The following is a 20,205-nucleotide window of genomic DNA, read 5'->3' as shown; positions in this document are numbered from 1 at the left end:
GATGAGCTGCGACCGCTTTGAGAGCCGAAGCATGATTGCGCGTTTTGCTGCGGACAGGCGCCGAACGGTGCGGTCGAACATGGCAAACCCTCTTGTTGTAGATATTGGTGCGCGAGCGTAGGCGTCCACCGCAGCCGCCGCGTCATCGGAAGCGATGACGCGGCGGCATACATCGTTCGCGTCAGGCCTCCTGCCAAGGCCATCCGAGGCCGCTCAATCCGCCAGGCGCGTCTGGTGCCGCGTCGGAGGTGTCGAGTGGTGCAGCAGGCGCAGCAGGTCCCCTTGCCTGGACGTCCCGGTCTTGGAATAGATCCTCTGCAGGTGGGTGCGAATGGTCGGTTCGCCCACGCCCAGCATGCCGGCGGCCTCGGTGCCGCCGAGGCCTTGCGACAGCGCCATGAGCACGCGCAGTTCGCCGCCGGTGAGCCCATGCAGCCGTCCGAATGCCTCCCCTGGCATCAGCGGCGGCTGCACGGGGTCTTGCATGAACACGGCAACACTCGCCGCGAATGGTGCGAGGACGCCGGCGCGCCGGCCATCGGCAATGGGCAGCAAGGTGGCGACGTAGCCCCCGCCGGTTCCATCGGGGATTCCGATCGCATGATCCATGGCGTGCATGTCGGCACCCTCGCGGCCTGAATCCTGGATCGCCTGTGTCAGCGCGGCACGAGCCGCCGGATACACCGGGGACAACCGGTTGTCGACCAGTCGCATTGCCGTGCCCGACCTGACCTGTCGCTCCGCGGCGGTGTTCATGTACACAACGTGGCCGTCGCGTGCCGCCAGGAACACGCCGGCCGCCAGTCCGTCGAGGGTCTTTTTCAGCACCTCGGAATTCATCACCTGGATGTCCAGCGCATCGGAAATCGCCAGGGCACGGCAGACATGCGGCGCAAGGAACTTGAACAGGGCAAGGTCGCTCTGCTGGTAGTGCAGCGACTTGTCGCCGCGCGACGCGTGCAGCGACGCCATGCGCCCGCCGGTGCGCAGCGCCGGAAACCACATGATGTCGAGCACGCCGTGCGGCTGCAGCACCTCGCGGTAGAAGCAGCTGTCATGCAGATGGAAACGCTCCATCGACAGCGCGCTCACTTCCCCCAGGTTCGAGAGGACGTCCGCCGCGGCCATCGGGCTCTCGGCGTACCTGGCGCCGAGCTTCTGCAGAAATTCCGGCTCATAGCCGAAGACGTACAACTGGTCGTTCTGGGTCTGCTTCAGGTCGTGCACGCAAATGCCGCCCGCAGCGCTGTCACAACGCTGCGCGATCATTTCGCATGTTGCAGCCCACCGCTGCGGATCGAGGGAACAGTCGTAGATCGCACCGATCAGCTCCGACAGCTCGGCGGCGGGAATCTGTTCCGGGGCCGTCATTGCACAGGGTACCTACACCACGCCCGCACCAGGGGCACAAGGTCCGTCAAATGCCATACGATGCGGGGCCGATTCATCGACGAATCGTAGGCAGGCGGGCTGCGTCGCGTAATAACCTAAACAGGTGATCAATTGAACGCAGGAGTTGAGCCCGCCGCACAGCCTTCGATGCCCGATTGCACCGAGCAGATCTACGCGCTGTGGGACAAGCTCGCGAACTACCCCATCGGCGATGGCGATGAAGCGCTGGAGCACCTGCTCGGCAGCCTGTGTTCGATCTTCGGCGCGCACAACGCGCTCTGGTCAGTGGTCGTGCGGCTGCCAAGCCCCGCGGTGGGCGACGCGCTGAACGGCTGGCGTCCGCTGTACGTCCGGCTCCTGCGGCCCTTGCCGACGATGGCCGCCTCGGTGCAGGAGCAGTTCGACACCTTGTGGTCGCCGTCTATCGACCTCTCTCAGATCCTTGCGGTGGCCGGCGAGGAACCGTTCCGCACACAGTTGCTGTTTGAAGCGCTGCCTCCCGAGTGGTTCGACGGACCCCACTACCAGCGCCACTACCTGGACGTCGGGCACGCGGACAGCATGTCGATGCGCTGCGCGATCAACGCCGATGTGCGGGTGCATCTTTTCATTTTCCGGAGCACGGAAAGTCCGCGGTTCTCATCGGCGGACAAGAAGCCTTTCGGCCTGGCGCTTCGCGGGCTGCGGTGGTTCTATCGCCAGCAATTGCTCAGCCACGGGCTCCTCATCGCGAACGCGCCGCTCACCGCAACGGAGCGCAAGGTCTTGCTGGGGCTGCTCGAGGGAAGGGCGGAGAAAGTGATTGCAGCCAATCTGGGCCAAAGCCCGAATACGACGCACATCCACGTGAAGTCGATCTATGCCAAGTTCGGCGTGCATAACCGGGCGGCGCTGACATCCCTCTGGCTCGGGCGCCTGCCCGAAGCCCGCTGATCCACATAGATCGATAGCTGCAGCTAAAGTCGATGCAACGCTTTCAAGGAGCATCGGCTTGACCCACGACGACAACACCTCCCGCCTGCCCACGTATTTCATCTCGCATGGCGGCGGCCCCTGGCCCTGGATGAAGAAAGAGATGGGCGGCGTCTATGACCAGCTGGCCGCCTCGCTGGCCGACATGCCGCGCCAGATCGGCCGCACGCCCGGCGCCATCCTCATGGTGTCGGCCCATTGGGAGGCACCGGTCTTCACCGTGCAGGGCAACCCGCGCCCGCCGATGATCTACGACTACGGCGGCTTTCCCGCGCACACGTATGAAGTGCGCTACGACGCGCCCGGCTCGCCCCAGCTCGCTCAGCGCGTGCAGTCGCTCCTGACTGCGGCCGGGCTGCCAGCGGCCATCGACCCCGAGCGCGGCTTCGACCACGGCATGTTCTCGCCCATGGCGGCCATGTACCCCGACGCCAGCGTGCCGGTGGTGCAGCTGTCGCTCAAGCGCGGGCTCGACCCGGCGGAGCACCTGGCGCTCGGCCGCGCGCTTGGGCCGTTGCGGGATGAAAACGTGCTCATCGTCGGCAGCGGCCTCAGCTATCACAACCTGCGCAACTTCGGCCCGCAGGCGCACGGCGTTTCGAAGGCGTTTGGCGACTGGCTCGACGACACCGCTGTGCAGGCGGCGCCGCAGGAGCGTGCAGCGGCTGCAAGAGTGGGCTTCGGCCCCGTCGGCCCGCATGGCGCATCCGCGCGAGGAACACCTGATTCCGCTCATGGTGGCGGTCGGCGCGGCCGAGCAGGAAGCGGGCGAACGCATCTATCACGAAGACGACTTCATGGGCGGGCTCGTGGTGTCGAGCTACCGTTTTGGCGCGGCCGCCAGCTAGAAGAACCGCCAGTTGGCAGAATCGGGCGATGCCTTCCATCCCCGATTCGAATTCCACTCCAGGCTCGAGCAGCGAAGCCCGCCTGCTCATCGAACGCATCGCCGCCACCGGCACGCGCCATGACGTGGTGCACGGCGGCATCCGCGTCTGCTGGCGTCGCTTCGGCGCTGAAGAAGAAAGCCCCAATCCGCCGCTGGTGCTGCTGCACGGCGGCCACGGCAGCTGGATGCACTGGCTGCGCAATGTCGAAGCACTTTCGGCCGGCCGCACGCTGTGGTTGCCCGACATGCCCGGCTTCAACGATTCGGATGCGCCGCCTCATGCAGCGCCCGGCGAAGACCCGCTCGGGCCCTTGCTCGATGCGCTGGGTGGATCGCTCGACCAGCTGATCGGCGCCGGCACGCCGATCGACCTGGGCGGTTTCTCCTTCGGCGGGCTCACCGCAGCGCGGTTTGCCGTGCGTCGCGGTGCCATCCGGCGCCTGGTGCTCGTGGGCAGCGGAGGCCACGGCACGATGCGGCGCATGGCGGCGCAGATGATCAACTGGCGTGCCGCACCGAATCGTGAGGAAGAACGCGCCGCGCTGCTGCACAACCTGGCCGCGCTCATGCTGCACGACAAGGCCGCCATCGATGCGCTGGCTTTCGAGATTCACGACATCTCCTGCCACGGCACGCGTTTTCGCAGCAAGGAGGTATCGCAGGCGGGAGGGCTGCAGGCCGCGCTCGACACCATCGGCGGGCCGCAACTGCTGCTGTGGGGCGAGTACGACGTCACCGCCGATCCGCGACCGCTGGTGGCGCAACTCACGGCCGGGCAGCCGCAGCGCGAAGGCGTGGTGATCGACGGGGCAGGGCACTGGGCGCAGTACGAGCGCGCCGATGAGTTCAACCGGCTGCTGCTGCGCTTTCTGGGCTGAGCGCTCGCAGCCTCGCACCTGCTTCGTGCGCATTCATCGAATCTTAAAAAGTCTAAAGAGTTATTAAAGCCTCAGGGTCAGCATCCGGCGGCGAGGCGGCTGTGCCGCTTCGAACCTTCGACTTTTCACCCTGAGGATCCTGATGAAGAAGCAAACCCGCCTTGCCGCCCGAGGCCCCCGTTTTCATGGCCGCCTGGCCTTCACGGCAGTTGCCGTTGGCGTGGTCTCCGCCACCTGCATGCCGCCCGCATGGGCACAGTCCGACGAAGAGAAATTCCAGGCCGGGGGCTCCCAGTGGGGCCTTGGCATTGCAGCGGGAATGGACCGCAAGCCCTACCGAGAATTCGACGACAAGGGGGTCGTCATTCCAATGGTCACCTACGAGAACCGGTGGGTCAGCGTTGCGGGCCCGAGCCTCGACCTGAAGCTTCCTTCCGCTGGCCCGGTGTCCTTCCGGCTGCGCGCGCGATACACGTCCGACGGCTACGAGGCCGAAGACTCCCCCTACCTGACCGGCATGGACGAGCGCAAGGCCAGCATCTGGCTCGGCGGTGCGGCAATCTGGCGCAACGAGTTCGCCAACCTGTCGACCGAGCTGCTGGCCGACGCTTCCGGGCACAGCAAGGGAACACGGGTCAAGCTGCAGGTCGATCGTCGCTTCACTTCGGGTGCCTTCAGCTTCACGCCGCGGGTCGCGGTGCAGTGGGCCGATCGCAAGTATGTGGACTACTACTACGGCGTGCGCGCAGCGGAATCGCGCGCGGACCGCGCCCAGTACGACGGCGAATCCGCCGCGAACGTCGAGTTGGGCCTGCGCGTGGACTACGCCGTCGCGCCCAAGCAGACAATCTTCCTGGACGTCAGCGGCACCAGCCTCGGCAGCGGCATCAAGAACAGCCCGCTGGTCGGCCGGTCGAGCCAGACCGGCGTGCGAGTTGGCTACCTCTACAGGTTCTGAGGCACAAAAGCCCCGGCGGAGTCCGTCGGCGGAAACACCACGCGAATGCCGAGGCCCTGGCCGTCGAGCCCGGCGCCGGTCTCGATGGTTGCGCGGTGCACCTCGGCGATGCCCGCCACCAGCGACAACCCGATGCCGCTGCCGCGCGAAGGTGCCCCGGCCACGCGGTGAAAGCGCTTGAAGATGGCTGCGCGCTCCGACGCGGGCACGCCGGGTCCGTCGTCGGCCACTTCGAGGTAGACACACCGCTGCTGCGGCGGCGCCGTGCCCGGTTCCTGGCCGCAGCTCACGCGCACGCGCCCGCCCTTGGGCGTGTAGCGCAGCGCGTTGTCCACCAGGTTGCGCAGCAGGATGCCGATCTCGTCGATGTCGCAGCGGATGGTGCACGGCTGCGCATCGAGCAGGATGGTGCGCGCGTGCTGGAGCGCATGCACGTCGAACTCGTTCGCCACGTGCATCACCAGCGCGCCCAGGTCGGCCGGCGCATGCTGCGGCGCGTTGGCGCCCGCATTGAGGCGCGCCAGATCGAGCAGCTGCTCCGACAGGCGCGTGCTGCGCTCGGCCACGGCGAGCAGCTTGGCGAGTGCGATGTCCTTCTCTGCTGCAGTGGGCGCGCGCAGCGCGATCTGGGCCTGCGCCTGCAGCGCCGAGAGCGGCGTGCGCAGCTCGTGCGCCGCGTCGCCGATGAAGCGGCGCTCGCCCTCGACCGCCTCGTCGAGCTGCCGCAGCGCATGGTTGAAGGAGACCACAAGCGGATGCAGTTCGCGCGGCAGCGGCGCCGGAGACAGCGGCGTGAGGTCGAAGCTGCGCCGCTGGCGCATCTGCTCGCCCAGTGCCAGCACCGGCTTGAGCGAACGGCGTACCACAAACCACATCAGCGCCCCCACGAGCAACAGCAACAGCGTGTTGATGACCAGCGCGGTCATCGCATCCCCGCGCAGCTCGGCGTCGACCACGCTGTGCAGATTGCCCACCTGCACATGCACGCGGCCGGTCTTGTCCGAGACGGAGTAGACGCGCCATCGCGCGCCCCCGATCACGCTGGTGGCCGCGCCTCCGGCGAAGCCTGGCCGCAGCGGGGTGTCGGGCGCGCCGGGCGAGCGCACGAGCAGGCGGTCGTCGTCGAGCCAGATCTGGAACGCGAGCGCCTCGCTCTCGGGCAGCGCTTCATCGCGCAGCTGCAGGCCGTTGGCGCGCGGCCGCAGCCCCTTGAGCTTGTCTTCGCCGGGAATGGTCAGCAGGATGCGCGTGGCGATGGTCTGGAGCTTGTCGTCCCAGATGCTGTTCCTGTTGTGCGTGAGATAGACGAACAGCACCGCGAGCGCCACCGCCCAGCACAGCGCGATGGTCGCGGCGATCACCATGATCATCCGCGCCTGCAGCGAGTTCAGTCTCATGGACGCGGCTGGCCCACCACGTAGCCGTGCCCGTGCACGGTCCGGATCAGGTCGTCGCCGAGCTTGCGGCGCAGCTGGTGAATAAACACCGCGATGGTGTTGCTCTCGACCGCGCTCGCGTTGCCGTAGACGGCGTCCTGCAGATGGTCGCGCGTGACCACGTGGCCGGGCCGCTCGAGCAGCGCCAGCAGCGTGCGGTATTCGTGCGCGCTCAGCGTCACCTCGACGCCGGCCTTCGACACCACGCGGCGGCTGCGGTCGACCTCGATGTCGCCGTGCGAAAACACCGGGATCACGCGGCCCTGGCTGCGCCGGATCACCGAGCGCACGCGCGCCCAGAGCTCGTCGAACTGGAAGGGCTTGACGATGTAGTCGTCGGCGCCCGCGTCGAGCCCGTGGATGCGCTCGCTGAGCTGGCCGCGCGCAGTCAGCATCAGCACGGGCGTGGGGTCGTAGCGGCCGCGCATCGCGCGCAGCACCGAGAGCCCCGACTCGCCCGGCAGCCCGATGTCGAGCAGCACGGCGGCGTAGGCATGGTCGATGAGCGCGAGCCGGGCCGCGGGCGCATCGCAGACATGGTCAATGGTCCAGCCGCCCTGGCGCGCGCCGTCGCACACCGCCTCTCCCAGCATGGCATCGTCTTCGACCAGGAGCAGGTGCATTGGGGGCGTGGGTATGGCGCGTGAAAAGCAGTGCGGATGATGCCCCAGAGTTTTTAATATCTTTTTAAGCTGGAGCTTTTGCTATTGCTTCACCAGCCCCAGCTTGCGGATCATGTCGCCCCACTGGTCGTAGGTGGTACGCGTGAGCTCGGCCAACTGCGCGGGGCTCGAAGACTCTGCTTCATAAGCACCCTGGCGGAAGAAGTCGCGCGTGGCGGGCATCGCCAGCACCTGCGCGAGCGCGCCGTTGAGCTTGGCGACCACGGGCGCCGGCATGCGCGCGGGCCCGAAGAAGCCGAGCCAGCTCGGCATATCGACGCCGGCAACGCCTTGTTCTGTCATGGTGGGCACGTCGGGCAGCATTGCGCTGCGCTTCGGCGCGGCCACCGCCAGCATGCGGACCTTGCCGGTGGCAGTGTTCTGGATGGCGTTGGGCGCCGCGTCGAAGTAGTACTGCACGCGACCTGCAAGAAAGTCTTTCGCGGCATCGGCGCCGCCCTTGTAGGGCACATGCACCACATCCAGCCCCGCCTTCTGCGCGAAGGCCTCGCCGTAGATGTGCGACGAGGTGCCGGTGCCGAAGGACGCGTAGCTCATCTTGCCGGGGTTGGCCTTGATGTAGGCCACGAGCTCCTGCACCGTGCGCGCCGGCACGCTCGCATGCACCGTGAGCACCAGCGGCCCGCGTGCGCCGAGCGAGATGGGCGTGAGGTCCTTGAACGGGTCGTAGCGCACCTGTGCCAGTGTCTGCGGGTTTTGCGCCACCACGGAAGAGGGCGCGTACATCATCGTGTAGCCGTCGGGTGCGGCGCGAATCACTTCCTCGGTGGCCAGGATGAAGCTCGCGCCTGGCCGGTTCTCGACGATTACCGGTGTCTGCAGCACTTCGCCGAGTTTGTTGGCGACGAAGCGCGCTTGCGCGTCGGAGGCGCCGCCCGCCGCAAGGCCGAGCACGATGCGGATGCTGCGGCCCTTTTCGGGGAAGGCCGTGGGCTCGGCCGCGAGCGTGCTGGGCGGCAATGCGGTTGCGCCAAGTGCGATGCCGAGGCCAAGGCACGCGGCCATGCGGCGACGGTTGAAGAAGCGCGAGTGGTTCATTGCCTGGCCAACCCCACCTGCTGCACCATCGCGCCCCAGCGCTCGTAGCTCGACCGCGTGACGCTTGCAAATTCCTCCGGCGTGGAGGCGCCGGCTTCGTAGCCGCCCGAGCGGTAGAAGTCGCGCACCTGCGGCATCGCCAGCACCTGCGTGAGCGCCGCATTGAGCCTGGCAACCACCGGCGCCGGCATGTGCGCGGGGCCGTAGAAGCCGAGCCAGCTCGGCAGGTCGAGCCCCGCCACGCCTTGCTCGGCGAAGGTGGGTACGTCGGGCAGGGCCGCAATGCGCGCGTTCGCGGCAATGGCCAGGATCTTCACCTTGCCGGTGCCCGAGGTGATGAGGGCCGACGAGGCCGAATCGAACATGTACTGCACGCGGCCGCCGATCAGGTCCTTGGCCGCGTCCGAGCCGCCCTTGTAGGGAATGTGCACCGCGTCGATGCCGGCCTTCTTCACGAAGGCTTCGCCGTAGATGTGCGACGAGGTGCCCGCGCCGAAGGAGGCGTAGCTCACCTTGCCCGGGTTGGCCTTCACGTAGGCGATGAGCTCCTTCACGTTGCTGGCCGGCACGGTGGTGCTCACCGAGAGCACCAGCGGTCCGCGTCCGCCCATCGAAATGGCGGTGAAGTCCTTGAACGGGTCGTAGGGCACCTGCGAGAAGGTGTGCGGGTTCTGCGCCATGGTCGAAGAGGGCGCGTAGAGCAGCGTGTAGCCGTCGGGCAGCGCGCGCGCCACCTCGCTTGCGGCGAGCATGGTGCTGGCACCTGGCTTGTTGTCGACGATCACGCCGGTGCCCAGCACCTCGCCGAGCTTCTGCGCCACGATGCGCGCCTGCGCATCGGTGCCGCCGCCGGCGGTAAAGCCCACCACGATGCGTATCGGCTTGCCGCCGCGCACCGGAAAGTCTTGCGCCAGGGCCAAGGGCGCCAAGCCCAGCAAGGCCGCCGCGCCGAGCGCAGCGCCGAACGCACGGCGGGTGCCGCGAGGTTTCTTCATCGATGTCTCCGTTTATGTATGTTCTTCTTATATTGATTTAGAAAACCAGAAAAATCCACATACTCTAGGGAATACCCCGAAAAGGTGCCATTTTCTACCTTTTGTGTTTGACAAAATGAACATTGAAATCAAAATACGACGAAACAGCCCATCCAAGACACCTATCCATGAAAACTGTCGTCCGCACCGACGAACGCATCCTCAGCTCCGACATCTTCGACCGCGACAGCCGCGTCAAGCGCCCTGACCACGGCACCTGGGCCGAGCCCGGCAAGAACATTCCGGTCTACCACCGCTGCGGCGTGCTGGTGGTGGGCGGCGGCCCTTCGGGCACCGCGGCCGCCGCAGCTGCCGCCCGTGCCGGTGCCGACGTGGCGCTGCTCGAGCGCTACAACCACCTGGGCGGGCTTTCCACCGGCGGCCTCGTGATCTGGATCGACCGCATGACCGACTGGGAAGGCAAGCTGGTGATCCGCGGCTTTGCCGAAGAACTGTTCGACCGCCTGCCGGCCGATGCCATTGCCGGCCCCGCAAGGGAAGACTGGGGCTCGCAAGACACGGCCAAGGCCGCGCACTGGTCGCAGCGCACGGCCGCTTATCACGGCGTGGTGACCTGGTCGCCCACCATCGACCCCGAGCGGCTCAAGCTGCTCTCGCAGGAGATCGTGCTGGAGCGCAAGGTCAAGCTCATCTACCACTCGTGGGCGGCCATTCCCATCGTGCAGGACGGCGCCGTGAAGGGCGTGGTCTTCGAGAGCAAGGAAGGCCGCATGGCGATCATGGCCGACGTGGTGGTCGACGCCACGGGCGACGGCGACCTGTTCGCGCGTGCCGGTGCCGCCTACGTGAACGACATCGAGGAAGCCGACGTGCACCACTGCATGAACACCTCGTGGCTCTTCGGCGGCGTGGACATGAACCGCTGGATCGAATTCAAGGCCGGCCAGCCCGAGGCGTTCACCGCCTTCATGGCACGCGGGCGCGAAGTGTGCGGCCTGTTCGAGCGGCCGTTCGTTTCATGGCGCAACGATGTGGCGCTGTTCATGGGGCCGCGCCAGTCGGGCTACTCGGCGCTGGACGTGGACGACCTCACGGCCGTGGAGGTGCGCTCGCACCGCGCCATGGCCGCGCACCTGGACTACTTCAAGGCGCATGCGCCTGGCTTCGAGGATGCCTACCTGATGCTCAGCGCACCGCAGATCGGCGTGCGCCATGCGCGGCGCCTCACCGGTGTGGGCGCCATGCTGCGCAGCCAGTGGCCTGACGGCGTGGCGCTGGCCGACGAAGTGGGCGTGACGCCCGCGGTGTCGCCCAAGTTTCCGAACATCTCCATTCCCTACGGCGCGCTGGTGCCGCAGCAGCTCGACGGCTTGGTGGCTTGCGGGCGCCATATTTCATGCGACCGCAACTCGCACGGCTTCATGCGCGAGATTCCGCAGTGCTGGATCACCGGGCAGGCGGCCGGCGTGGCGGCGGCGCTGGCCTCGCAGGGCGGCATCGAGCCGCGCCTTGTCGACGTGGGCGCGCTGCAGTCGGCGCTGCTCGCGCAGGGCGTTTACCTGCGCGCCGGTGCCGGGCAGGGCGCGCATGCGCCGGCGGCAGCGGCTGCGTTGCCGAAGCCGGCGTCTGAATGACTTGCCATGAGTCCGGCCGACCTTTCCCGCGAGCCTCTACATTGCAGAGTCTTGAGTCTTGCAACGGGTTCTTCCATGTCCACTGAAAAAAACGACACCTCTTTTTCCGCATCGGAAGCCGCCGATGCGCGCGGCGACCGCTCCGACACCGTGAGCGCGCTGGAGCGCGGCATCTCGGTGCTGCGCTGCTTCAGCGAAGAGCGCCCCGTGCTGGGCCATGCCGACATCGCGCGCATGACCGGCATTCCGCGCCCCACGGTCAACAGGCTCGTCGCCACGTTGCTCTCCATGGGCATGCTCAAGGCCGCGCAGGTGGCCGACCGCTTCATGCTCGGGCCCGGCGTGGTGTCGCTGTCGCGCGTGTTCCTGGGCAGCCTCGACGTGCGCGCCGCCGCGCGGCCCAGCATGCAGGCGATGGCGGAGGAGGTGGGCGCCTCGGTCTACCTGGCCATACGCGACGGCATGGAGATGGTGCTGATCGAGGCTTGCCGGCCGCGCTCGTCGATGCTCTCGGCGCGGCTCGATGTGGGCTCGCGCGCGCCGCTGGCCAATTCGGCCCTGGGCCGCGCGTACCTCTCGGCGTTGCCCGAGGCGCAGCGCAACCAGCTCATCGATTCGATGCGCCTCTTGCGCGGCCCAGAGTGGGACAGCATCGCGCCCGGCATGACCCGCGCCGTCGGCGAAGCGCGGCGGCTGGGCTACTGCCTCTCGCTCGGCGAATTCCACCGCGAAATCAATTCGGTGTCGGTGCCCCTCATCGGGCCCGACGGCGAAGTGATGTCGCTCAACGGCGGCGGCGCGGCTTTCGTGTTCACCGAAGAGCGCCTGCGCAACGAACTGGCACCGCGCCTGCACGACATTGCGCTGACCATTGCGCGCGACATCGGCGGGCATGTGCCCACGCCTACGCCTTCACCGGGTTAGCGGGCACGGCGCGGGCCGACCCCACGACTGCAAACACAAGAACGGAGACACAGGTCATGCACCTGAGCGATGAAGAAAAAGCCATGATGGACGGCCGAGACGGACCGGCCGTGCAGAAGGCGATGGACCTCTTGATGCGCTATGGCGAAGCGCTGGGCGCCGAGCGGCTGGTCGAGACGCGCAACGTCTGCGCCACCATCACCTCGACCACGCCGTTCCAGCGTGACTTTGCGCTGGCCAAGGGCGGCGGCATGGACGCGGTGTTCTCCGAGTTCAGCCTCGACAGCCAGGAGACCGTCGAGATTCCAAAGTTCAAGGTCTTCACCAGCCACCTGCAGCTGGGCTTCGACCCCGGCCAGCCCGAGCGCATGGGCGTGAGCGAGGAGATCGTTCAGTTCTACAACAAGAGCGAGCGCCATGCGGCGGGCCTCGGCGCGCAGATCATGAACACCTGCACGCCCTACCAGGTCGGCAACATCCCCACGCGCGGCGAGCATTGCGCGTGGATGGAATCGTCGGCCGTGGTGTATTGCAACTCGGTGCTCGGTGCGCGCACCAATACCGAAGGGCGCGAGAGCACCGGCGCGGCCATGCTCACCGGCCGCATTCCCTACTGGGGCTATCACCTCGACGAGAACCGCCGCGCCACGCATGTGGTCGAGCTCGAGGTCCAGGTTGAATCAGTGCAGGACTGGGGCCTGCTCGGCTACTACATCGGCGAGCACGTGCAGGAGCGCGTGCCGGTGGTGCACAGCAGGCGCGGCATTGGCCGCGTACCCAACCTGCCGCGGCTCAAGCACTTCGGCGCGGCGGCATCGTCTTCAGGCGGCGTGGAGATGTACCACATTGCCGGCGTCACGCCCGAGGCGCTCACACTGGAGCAGGCGCTCGGCGGCCGTGCACCGGTGGAGGTGCTGCGCTACGGCGAGGCCGAGCGCCGCGCCACCTACGAGAAGATCAACGCGACCGGCAGGGAGGCCGAGGTGCAGTACGTGATGCTCGGCTGCCCGCACTACACCATCGAGCAGATCTGGGAGGCCGCGCAGCTCATCGAAGGGCGCAAGGTGCACCCCGATTGCGAGCTGTGGATCTTCACGCCACGCGCCATCAAGTCGCTGGCCGACCGCAACGGCTACACCAGGATCATCGAGGACGCGGGCGGCATCCTCATGACCGACAGCTGCTCCGCCATGAGCCGCGCTGTGCCCAAGGGCACGAAGACCGTGGCACTCGACTCGGCCAAGCAGGCGCACTACCTGCCCGCCATTCTTGGCGTGCAGGCGTGGTTCGGCAGCACGGCGGAATGCATTGATGCGGCGTGCACCGGGCGGTGGAATGGAGACATGCAATGAAGCTCGCTCTCCGGACTTTCTCCCTCCCCCTCTGGGGAGGGCAGGGGTGGGGGCATGCGGCGCATCCATCGAGCGCTCTGGCTGCCCCCATCCCAACCTTCCCCGAAAGGGGAAGGAGCAAAACCATGAATGCGCGCGACAACACATCCACGCTCGTCATCCGCGGCCGCAAGGTGGTCGGCGGCGTGGCCGAAGGCGAGGCACTCGTCACGCGCGACCGCATCTCGGGCTGGGGCGGCATCGATCCGCGCACCGGCACCGTCATCGAGACGCGGCACGAGCTGCGCGGCCAGAGCTTTGCGGGCAAGGTGCTCGTGTTTCCGGGGGCCAAGGGCTCGTCGGGCTGGTCGGCCATGTTCCACATGACGCGGCTCATGAACTCCGCGCCCGCGGCCTTCCTGTTCAATGAGATGACCACCAAGATGGCGCTGGGCGCGGTGGTGACGCACTCGCCTTCGATGACCGACTTCGAGCGCGACCCTCTGGAATGCATCGAGACCGGCGATTGGGTGCGCGTGGACGCCGACCGCGGCGTGATCGAGATCACCAAGAAGAACAAACCCGGAGACCGCCCATGACCACCCGCCCCCTGCGCAGCAACTTTCCGCGCGGCTCTTATCTTTGGTCAGTGCGCAATGCGCACTGGCGCGCGCTCGGCATTCCGGAAGAAGACTGCGAGAAGCCGAAGATCGCCATCGTCAACAGCTCGTCCGAACTCGCGGCTTGCTTCCAGCCACCTTGACAAGGTGGCGGCGGAAATCAAGACCGCGATCCGCGCGGCGGGCGGCGTGCCGTTCGAGATCCGCACGGCAGCGCCCAGCGACTTCATCACCGGCGCGGGTGCACGCGGCGCCTACATGCTGGGTGCGCGAGACCTGGTCACCAACGACATCGAAGTGGCGGTGGAGGGCGCGCAGCTCGACGGCATGGTGTGCCTCACCTCGTGCGACAAGACCGTGCCGGGCCAGCTCATGGCGGCGGCGCGGCTCAACATTCCGACGTTGCTCGTGCCCTGCGGCTACCAGCCCAGCGGCGAGTACCGCGGCAAGCACATAGACATCGAGGAAGTTTTCATCGGCGCGATGCATGCCGTCACGGGCCACCTGCCGGTCGAAGAACTCGTGGGCATGAGCCGCGAGGCGATCCGTGGCCCGGGCGTGTGCTCGGGCCTGGGCACGGCCAACTCGATGCACATCGTCTGCGAGGCCCTCGGCCTGGCCTTGCCGGGCAGCGCGCCGGTTGCCGCGCTGAGCCCGAAGATGATGGCCGACGTGCGCGCGGCCGGCACACGCATCGTGCAGATGGTGTGGGACGACCTGAAGCCGCGCGACATCCTCACGCCCGGCGCCTTCGCCAACGCGGTGCGCGCGGTGCTGGCCATCGGCGGCTCGCTCAACACGGCCAAGCACTTGCAGGCGGTTTCGACCGAAGGCGAGTGCGGTGTCGACGTGTATGGCCTTTTCGAAAGCCTCGGCCCGACGACGCCGGTGCTGGCCGGCGTGCGGCCGATCGGCGATCACAGCATCGAAGCCTTCGAGGCGGCAGGCGGCTGCCGCGCGCTCATGAAGCAGCTTGCGCCCTTGCTCGACACGAGCGCGCCCACCGTCACTGGCGGCACCGTGGCCGACAACCTGCAGGGCACCGAAGTTGCCGACGCAGAGGTGATCCGCCCCATCGATCGCCCGGTTGCGCCGCTGCCCGCCATCGTGCTGCTGCGCGGCAATCTTGCGCCCGAGTCCGGCCTCATCAAGACCGGCATCGTGGAACGCAAGGTGCGCAGCTTCACAGGTCCGGCCGTGTGCTTCTGGACCTCGGACGCCGCCATTGCCGCAATGAAAAAAGGGGGAGATCGTGCCGGGCCAGGTGGTCGTGATGCGCGGCGCCGGTGCCTGCGGCGGCCCGGCGATGGGCGGCGGCGCCTCGCGCGTGGTGTTCGCCATCGACGGCGCGGGCCTGGGCGACCAGGTCGCGATCCTGACCGACGGGCATCTTTCAGGCCTGGTCTGCAAGGGGCTTGTGGTGGCCGAGGTCTCGCCCGAAGCTGCGCTCGGCGGGCCGCTGGGGCTGGTGCGCGATGGCGACGTGATCACCATCGACCTGGACGCGCGCCGCCTCGACATTGCATTGACCGATGCGGAGCTGCAGGCGCGCCGCGCCGACTGGCAGGCGCCGCCCCCGCCTTCGACACCGGCTGGCTGCAGCAATACCGGCGCAACGTGAGCCCGCTGTCCAAGGGCGCCGTGCTCGTGCGCACCGAACGACCCGGGCCTTCCGGCTAGCAGCACCTTTTTACCCCGGCCTTCGCCGACCGGCGCGCACCCCCGTGCGCACCCGGTGGCGCAGCCCTGCGCGCGTTCCGAGTTTTTCAACCAAGAGAAGAAGCAGGAGACAAGAAAACCATGAAGAAGATTTTGATGTGGTCAGCGCTAGGGCTTGCGAGCAGCGGCGCGGCGCATGCGCAATCCAGCGTGACCGTGTTCGGCGTGATGGACCTCGGTATCCAGTACACCAACGGCGATGGCGGCGGCTCGGTCAAGGCGCTATCGAACGGCGGGCTTTCAACGAGCCGGCTCGGATTTCGCGGCACCGAAGACCTGGGCGGCGGCTTGCGCGCAGGCTTCTGGCTCGAGGGCAGCCTGAACCCCGACACCGGCACCGGCCGCGCGAGCAACAGCAACAACCAGACGAGCGGCGCGGGCGTGGCGGGGCCGATCACCTTCGACCGCATGTCCTTCGTGAGCCTCTCGCACCAGAAGATGGGTGAACTGCGCCTGGGCCGCGACTTCATTCCCACGCACTACAACAGCATCTACTTCGACCCCTTCAACGCCAACGGCGTGGCGCGCGCGGGCAACCTCACGTTCGCGGGCTCGGGCACAGGGCCGCTCCCTTCGGCCATCACGGGCAGCAACACGGTGAGCTACTGGTTGCCGGCCGGGCTCGGCGGCTTCTACGGCATGGCGATGATCGGCACGGGCGAGAACGATTCCACCGCGCCCAACCGCGACGACGGCAACTTTGCCGGTGCGCGCTTCGGATTCGCCTCGGGCGCATTCGACATTGCCGCCGCCGTGACGCGCACCCACTACGACGCGACCGCCACCATCGGCAACTACACGCACGCCAACATCGGCGGCACATGGGACGTCGGCTTTGCGAAGTTCTTTGCGCTCTACAACAAGGTGACCGTGAAGCTCGCCACCGGCACGGTGCGCAAGAACACCGCCGAGATCGGCGCGCACGTTCCGGCCTTCGAGGTTGGCCGAATCCGCGTGAGCTACGCCTACCTGGACGACCGCAGCGACGAGAGCCTGCGCAACGCCAACGGCATGCCGCGCAACCGCGACGATGCGCGGCAGTTCGGCATCGGCTATGTGCACAACCTCTCCAAACGCACCGCGCTCTATGGCACCTACGCGCGGCTCATGAACAGCGGCCAGGCGCGCTATGTCGTCAGTGGCGGCGTGGCACCGGCCGGTGGCCGCCGCTCGTCGGGCTGGGAGCTCGGCGTGCGGCATCTCTTCTGAACAAGGAGCAAGAAATGCGACGCAGAAACCTGACGCTGGCGGCCCTCACGGGGAGCACGCTGGCAATGCTGCCCGGTGCGGCAGCGTGGAGCGCCGAGACCTATCCGGACAAGCCGCTGCGCCTGATCGTCGGCTTTGCACCCGGCGGCGGTGCTGACGCGCTCACGCGCATCATTGCGGAGGGGCTGTCGAAGCAGCTCGGCCAGCAGGTGATCGTGGAAAACCGGCCCGGCGCCGACGGCGTTCTAGCGGCGCAGGCCACGTCGTCTGCAAAGCCGGATGGCTACACGCTGCTGATGGGCACCAATACCGCCATGGTGGCGGCGCCCACGCTGCGCCCCACGCCGCCCTACGATCCGTTCAAGGCCTTCACGCCGATCAGCTCGGCCGGCCAGTTCTCGATGTTCCTGGTGGTGCCTTCGAGCCTGCCGGCGAAGAGCGTGAACGAGTTGCTGGCCCTGGTCGCGGCCAAGCCCGGCGCCTACAACTCGGCGTCGAGCAACAGCGCCTCGGAGTTGGCCATGCTGCAGCTGCTGGGCGAGCGCAAGGTGGTGAACGCGCGCTACAAGGGCGACATGCAAGCCATGACCGACCTGCTCGGCGGCCAGATCCACATGATGTTCACCACCGGCACGTTGGCCCCGGGCTTCGTGAAAGAGGGGCGCATTCGCGCGCTGGTCACGCTGCTGCCGCAGCGCAGCGCCTTGCTGCCCGACGTGCCCACGGGCAGTGAGCTGGGCCTGGGCAAGCTCACCATCACGCCCTGGGCCGGCTTTTTCGGACCGCCGGGGTTGCCGCCCGCCATTACCGCCAAGCTGTCGCAGGAACTGCAGAACACGCTAAAGCGGCCGGACGTGCATGCGCAGCTGGTGCAGCAGGGCTTCGAGGGCTACGGCATGAGCCCCGCAAAGTTCACCGAGTTCTTCCGCGCGCAATACGACGCCTTCGGCGCCACCATGCGGCAGCACAACGTCAAGTTCGAATAGCCGCCGCGGTTGCGGCTCAGAGCCCGATCGAGCGCGCGTTGCTGCGCCAGAACGCCGCATCCGGAAACGAGCCCGCGCCGGCCGCGGCGTTGTCGGCCATGTGCTCGGCGCGGCTGGTGCCGGGAATGGTGCAGGTCACCGCCGGGTGGCTCAGCACGAACTTCAGCAGCACCTGCGCCCAGCTTGTGCAGCCGATCTCGCCGGCCCACGCAGGCAGCGGCTTGTCCCGCAGCCGGCGCAGGAGGCCGCCCCCGCCAAACGGCATGTTGACGATGACCGCCACCCCGCGCTCGGCTGCGAGCGGCAGCAGTCGCTGCTCGGCTTCGCGCGCGTCGATCGAATAGTTGATCTGCAAAAAGTCGAGGCTTCTCGGCGCGCAGCACCGCTTCGACCTCGTCGTAGGCAGAGGCGGTGTAGTGCGTAATGCCGATGTAGCGCACCCGGCCCTTGCCCCTCCATTCGCGCAGTGTGGAAAGATGGGTTTTCCAGTCCACCAGGTTGTGCACCTGCATCAGGTCCATGCGCTGGGTGCGCAGCCGCGTGAAAGACTGCTCCATCTGCGCAATGCCGGCATCCCGGCCCGATGTCCAGACCTTCGTCGCAAGAAAAGCCTTGTTCTCGCGCTGCTTCGATGAGGCCAGCAGTTCGCCGGTGGTTTCCTCAGAGCGCCCGTACATCGGCGAACTGTCGATCACCTTGCCACCCGCGGCAAAGAGGGCGTCGAGCACACCCGGCAGGCGCTTGTATTCATCGGTACCGGGGCGCTGGTCGAACCCGATCCAGGTGCCGCAGCCGACAACCGGCAGGGCCTCCTGGGTGGAAGGAATAGGGCGGGTGTTCATGGTCATCGCAGGCCTGCCTTGTTGCTGTGCGAAGGAGGGGAGCGCGGCACCGGCGCAGAGTGCGGCGCCTAGCCTGAGCAGCCGGGCGCGGGTAATGGGGAGGTGGGGTTGGTTCGTGAGGGGTGTCACGAATCAAATTCTGCGCCAGGGGCTTTGACTGAGTGTTCGTTGGGGGCGTTGTTCAGGGCGGCGCACCCGCCGACGGGGTACCTTGCTCCGCGAATGTCCCCCGGGGCTGCGCCCCTCCTCCTTTATTTCGCTGCGCAAGGCACCCCATCGACGTGTGCGTGATTCAGAGCGGTCGTTGATCAGCGGTGCACCAGCAGCGTGTCCCGGTGCACAGGGCATCGGGTGCTCCGCGCAGCGAAATAAAGGAGGAGGCCGCAGGCCGGGGGACATTCGCGGAGGGGAGTACCCGGTGGCCTTTGCACTCGCCCTGAAAAAGAACTTACCCCGCCCCGCAGAAAGCACTCAACGCAAATAGCGCCCGTCAGCCTTGAGCATCGAAAGCTCAGAGAAGGTCAGCCCCCGGTGCTCGCCGGGCCGGTAAGACACAGCAATCCCGCCGATGTCCAGCGTCTTGAACGACTCGAGCCCCTTCTGCAGTGAATCGGGCGTAGGGCTGGTGCCCGCCCGCTTCAGGCCTTCGACCATGACCTTGGCCGCCACATAGCCCTCGAGGCTGGCGTAGCTGAACTCCGTCGCGCCGATTTTCTTCATGGCCGCCTGGTACTCGGCAATCATCGGCATTGCCGTGTTCCATGGGTACGGCACGACCTGCGAAATGACCACGCCGGCTGCGTCCTTCTTGATGTCCTGGAACAGCTTCTGGCCGTTCAGGAAAGAGAACGAATAGAAAGCCGTTTCGCCGCCCGCCGCGCGGTAGGCCGTGATGAACTTGGCCGCCACGTCGTTCGTGGCCGACAGCACCACGGCCTTGGGCTTGAGCTTGACCAGCTCCGCCGCGCGTTCGGCTGCGTCCGAGCCGTCATTTTTGATCGACACGCTGCCGACCATTTTTTCGCCGCGCTCGGCAATGAATTTTTGCGTGCTCTCCATCGCCGAGCGCGCGCCCGGGTTGTCGTTGTGCGCGAAGGCGATGCGCGAGAGGCCGATGGTGAACAGGTGGTTCACGATGCGGCTGTATTCCTCGTCGAAGCTGATGCGCACCGGAAAGCCGTATTCGGACGGTTTCACCACCGGCGCCGCACCCGTGTACGAGCCTACGACCGGAATCTTGAGTTCGTTGGCTGCTTTCAAGGCGCCCACCGCCGACGACGTGCCGATCGGCATCAGGATGCCCACGGCGCCGTCCTTCACGAAAGTCTTCACGTTCTCGGCGCCCTTGGCGGGGTCGTACGCATCGTCGAGCTGGCGCAGCTCGATGGGCCGGCCGTTCACGCCGCCGTTCGCATTCACTGCGGTGAACAGCGCGCGAATGCCGACCAGCGGCTCGGTCGACAGCGTTGCCAGCGGGCCCGTCTGCACATAGGTCTGGCCGATCAGGAGCGGCTTGGTTTGGGCCTGCGCCGCAGGCTGTACCGCAAGGAGGAGAGCGGCAAAGGCCGAAGCCAGCAAATGAATCTTTTTGTATTGCATGGTCACAAATTGTTTGTTCGGCCATCTTAAGAGGCAAGGCGCTTTGGGTAAATCGCTATTTGTCCTGCCCCGGTTGCGGCCCATGGAATACTGTATAAAA

At 67.0% G+C, this 20,205-nt stretch carries 15 protein-coding genes and 3 pseudogenes; 11 read left to right on the top strand and 7 right to left on the bottom strand.

Translation table 11 applies throughout. The features are described from left to right. Positions 1 to 213: 213 nt before the first annotated feature. Entirely contained in the window at positions 214 to 1,371 is a 1,158-nt protein-coding gene (locus M0765_RS26965) for a helix-turn-helix transcriptional regulator (RefSeq protein WP_258507376.1), read from the bottom strand. A gap of 168 nt (positions 1,372 to 1,539) precedes the next feature. On the opposite strand from M0765_RS26965, the gene M0765_RS26960 reads away from it, so the two are divergent. From M0765_RS26960 to M0765_RS26945, 4 genes and pseudogenes are all read left to right on the top strand, one after another. After that, the gene (locus M0765_RS26960; protein WP_258507375.1) at positions 1,540 to 2,325 is read left to right on the top strand and encodes a helix-turn-helix transcriptional regulator; all 786 of its coding nucleotides are present in this window, start codon (positions 1,540 to 1,542) and stop codon (positions 2,323 to 2,325) included. A 58-nt stretch (positions 2,326 to 2,383) separates the two neighbouring features. Then, positions 2,384 to 3,212 (top strand): annotated as a pseudogene (locus tag M0765_RS26955) (DODA-type extradiol aromatic ring-opening family dioxygenase). 28 nt (positions 3,213 to 3,240) lie between these two features. After that, entirely contained in the window at positions 3,241 to 4,131 is an 891-nt protein-coding gene (locus tag M0765_RS26950) for an alpha/beta fold hydrolase (RefSeq protein ID WP_258507374.1), read from the top strand. A 142-nt stretch (positions 4,132 to 4,273) separates the two neighbouring features. Beyond that, on the top strand, positions 4,274 to 5,089 hold the full coding sequence (locus M0765_RS26945) for a MipA/OmpV family protein (RefSeq protein ID WP_258507373.1): 816 nt from the start codon (positions 4,274 to 4,276) through the stop codon (positions 5,087 to 5,089). Here M0765_RS26945 and M0765_RS26940 read toward each other — a convergent pair. The 4 genes from M0765_RS26940 to M0765_RS26925 all read right to left on the bottom strand — a co-directional run bounded on the left by M0765_RS26940 (position 5,077) and on the right by M0765_RS26925 (position 9,241). After that, positions 5,077 to 6,486: a sensor histidine kinase gene (locus M0765_RS26940; RefSeq protein WP_258507371.1), complete on the bottom strand. Its 1,410-nt coding sequence runs from the start codon at positions 6,484 to 6,486 to the stop codon at positions 5,077 to 5,079. The two genes, M0765_RS26945 and M0765_RS26940, sit on opposite strands and share 13 nt — an antisense overlap. Beyond that, positions 6,483 to 7,148 (bottom strand): response regulator transcription factor, encoded by a 666-nt coding sequence (locus M0765_RS26935; protein ID WP_124958177.1) that lies wholly within the window; start codon positions 7,146 to 7,148, stop codon positions 6,483 to 6,485. The genes M0765_RS26940 and M0765_RS26935 overlap by 4 nt, the downstream gene beginning before the upstream one ends. 81 nt (positions 7,149 to 7,229) lie before the next feature. Beyond that, positions 7,230 to 8,246 carry a Bug family tripartite tricarboxylate transporter substrate binding protein gene (locus M0765_RS26930; protein ID WP_258507366.1) on the bottom strand — a complete coding sequence of 339 codons (1,017 nt, stop codon included), beginning with the start codon at positions 8,244 to 8,246 and terminating at the stop codon, positions 7,230 to 7,232. Then, positions 8,243 to 9,241, bottom strand: a complete 999-nt coding sequence (locus tag M0765_RS26925) for a Bug family tripartite tricarboxylate transporter substrate binding protein (protein WP_258507364.1) — start codon at positions 9,239 to 9,241, stop codon at positions 8,243 to 8,245. Before M0765_RS26925 ends, M0765_RS26930 begins: the two co-directional genes overlap by 4 nt. Before the next feature lie 167 nt (positions 9,242 to 9,408). On the opposite strand from M0765_RS26925, the gene M0765_RS26920 reads away from it, so the two are divergent. The 7 genes and pseudogenes from M0765_RS26920 to M0765_RS26890 all read left to right on the top strand — a co-directional run bounded on the left by M0765_RS26920 (position 9,409) and on the right by M0765_RS26890 (position 17,664). Next, the gene (locus M0765_RS26920; protein WP_258507362.1) at positions 9,409 to 10,875 is read left to right on the top strand and encodes an FAD-dependent oxidoreductase; all 1,467 of its coding nucleotides are present in this window, start codon (positions 9,409 to 9,411) and stop codon (positions 10,873 to 10,875) included. A gap of 75 nt (positions 10,876 to 10,950) precedes the next feature. Then, positions 10,951 to 11,799 (top strand): IclR family transcriptional regulator, encoded by an 849-nt coding sequence (locus M0765_RS26915; RefSeq protein WP_258507359.1) that lies wholly within the window; start codon positions 10,951 to 10,953, stop codon positions 11,797 to 11,799. A 56-nt stretch (positions 11,800 to 11,855) separates the two neighbouring features. Beyond that, positions 11,856 to 13,151 carry an aconitase X catalytic domain-containing protein gene (locus tag M0765_RS26910; protein WP_258507356.1) on the top strand — a complete coding sequence of 432 codons (1,296 nt, stop codon included), beginning with the start codon at positions 11,856 to 11,858 and terminating at the stop codon, positions 13,149 to 13,151. A 125-nt stretch (positions 13,152 to 13,276) separates the two neighbouring features. After that, on the top strand, positions 13,277 to 13,729 hold the full coding sequence (locus M0765_RS26905; RefSeq protein ID WP_157614490.1) for an aconitase X swivel domain-containing protein: 453 nt from the start codon (positions 13,277 to 13,279) through the stop codon (positions 13,727 to 13,729). Then, positions 13,726 to 15,430, top strand: a pseudogene (gene ilvD / locus M0765_RS26900) (dihydroxy-acid dehydratase). Before M0765_RS26905 ends, ilvD begins: the two are co-directional and overlap by 4 nt. 120 nt (positions 15,431 to 15,550) lie before the next feature. Then, positions 15,551 to 16,678, top strand: a complete 1,128-nt coding sequence (locus M0765_RS26895; protein ID WP_258507350.1) for a porin — start codon at positions 15,551 to 15,553, stop codon at positions 16,676 to 16,678. A 14-nt stretch (positions 16,679 to 16,692) separates the two neighbouring features. Then, positions 16,693 to 17,664, top strand: a complete 972-nt coding sequence (locus M0765_RS26890) for a Bug family tripartite tricarboxylate transporter substrate binding protein (protein WP_258507348.1) — start codon at positions 16,693 to 16,695, stop codon at positions 17,662 to 17,664. 16 nt (positions 17,665 to 17,680) lie between these two features. Here M0765_RS26890 and M0765_RS26885 read toward each other — a convergent pair. Both M0765_RS26885 and M0765_RS26880 read right to left on the bottom strand, forming a co-directional pair. Beyond that, positions 17,681 to 18,602 (bottom strand): annotated as a pseudogene (locus tag M0765_RS26885) (aldo/keto reductase). A 375-nt stretch (positions 18,603 to 18,977) separates the two neighbouring features. Next, complete coding sequence (locus M0765_RS26880) at positions 18,978 to 20,105, bottom strand: ABC transporter substrate-binding protein (RefSeq protein ID WP_258507346.1); 1,128 nt, start codon at positions 20,103 to 20,105, stop codon at positions 18,978 to 18,980. Positions 20,106 to 20,205 lie beyond the last annotated feature (100 nt).

This window comes from Variovorax sp. S12S4, from assembly GCF_023195515.1.
In the GTDB taxonomy this organism is placed as follows: domain Bacteria; phylum Pseudomonadota; class Gammaproteobacteria; order Burkholderiales; family Burkholderiaceae_C; genus Variovorax.
This window is presented reverse-complemented; position numbering and strand designations above follow the sequence as displayed.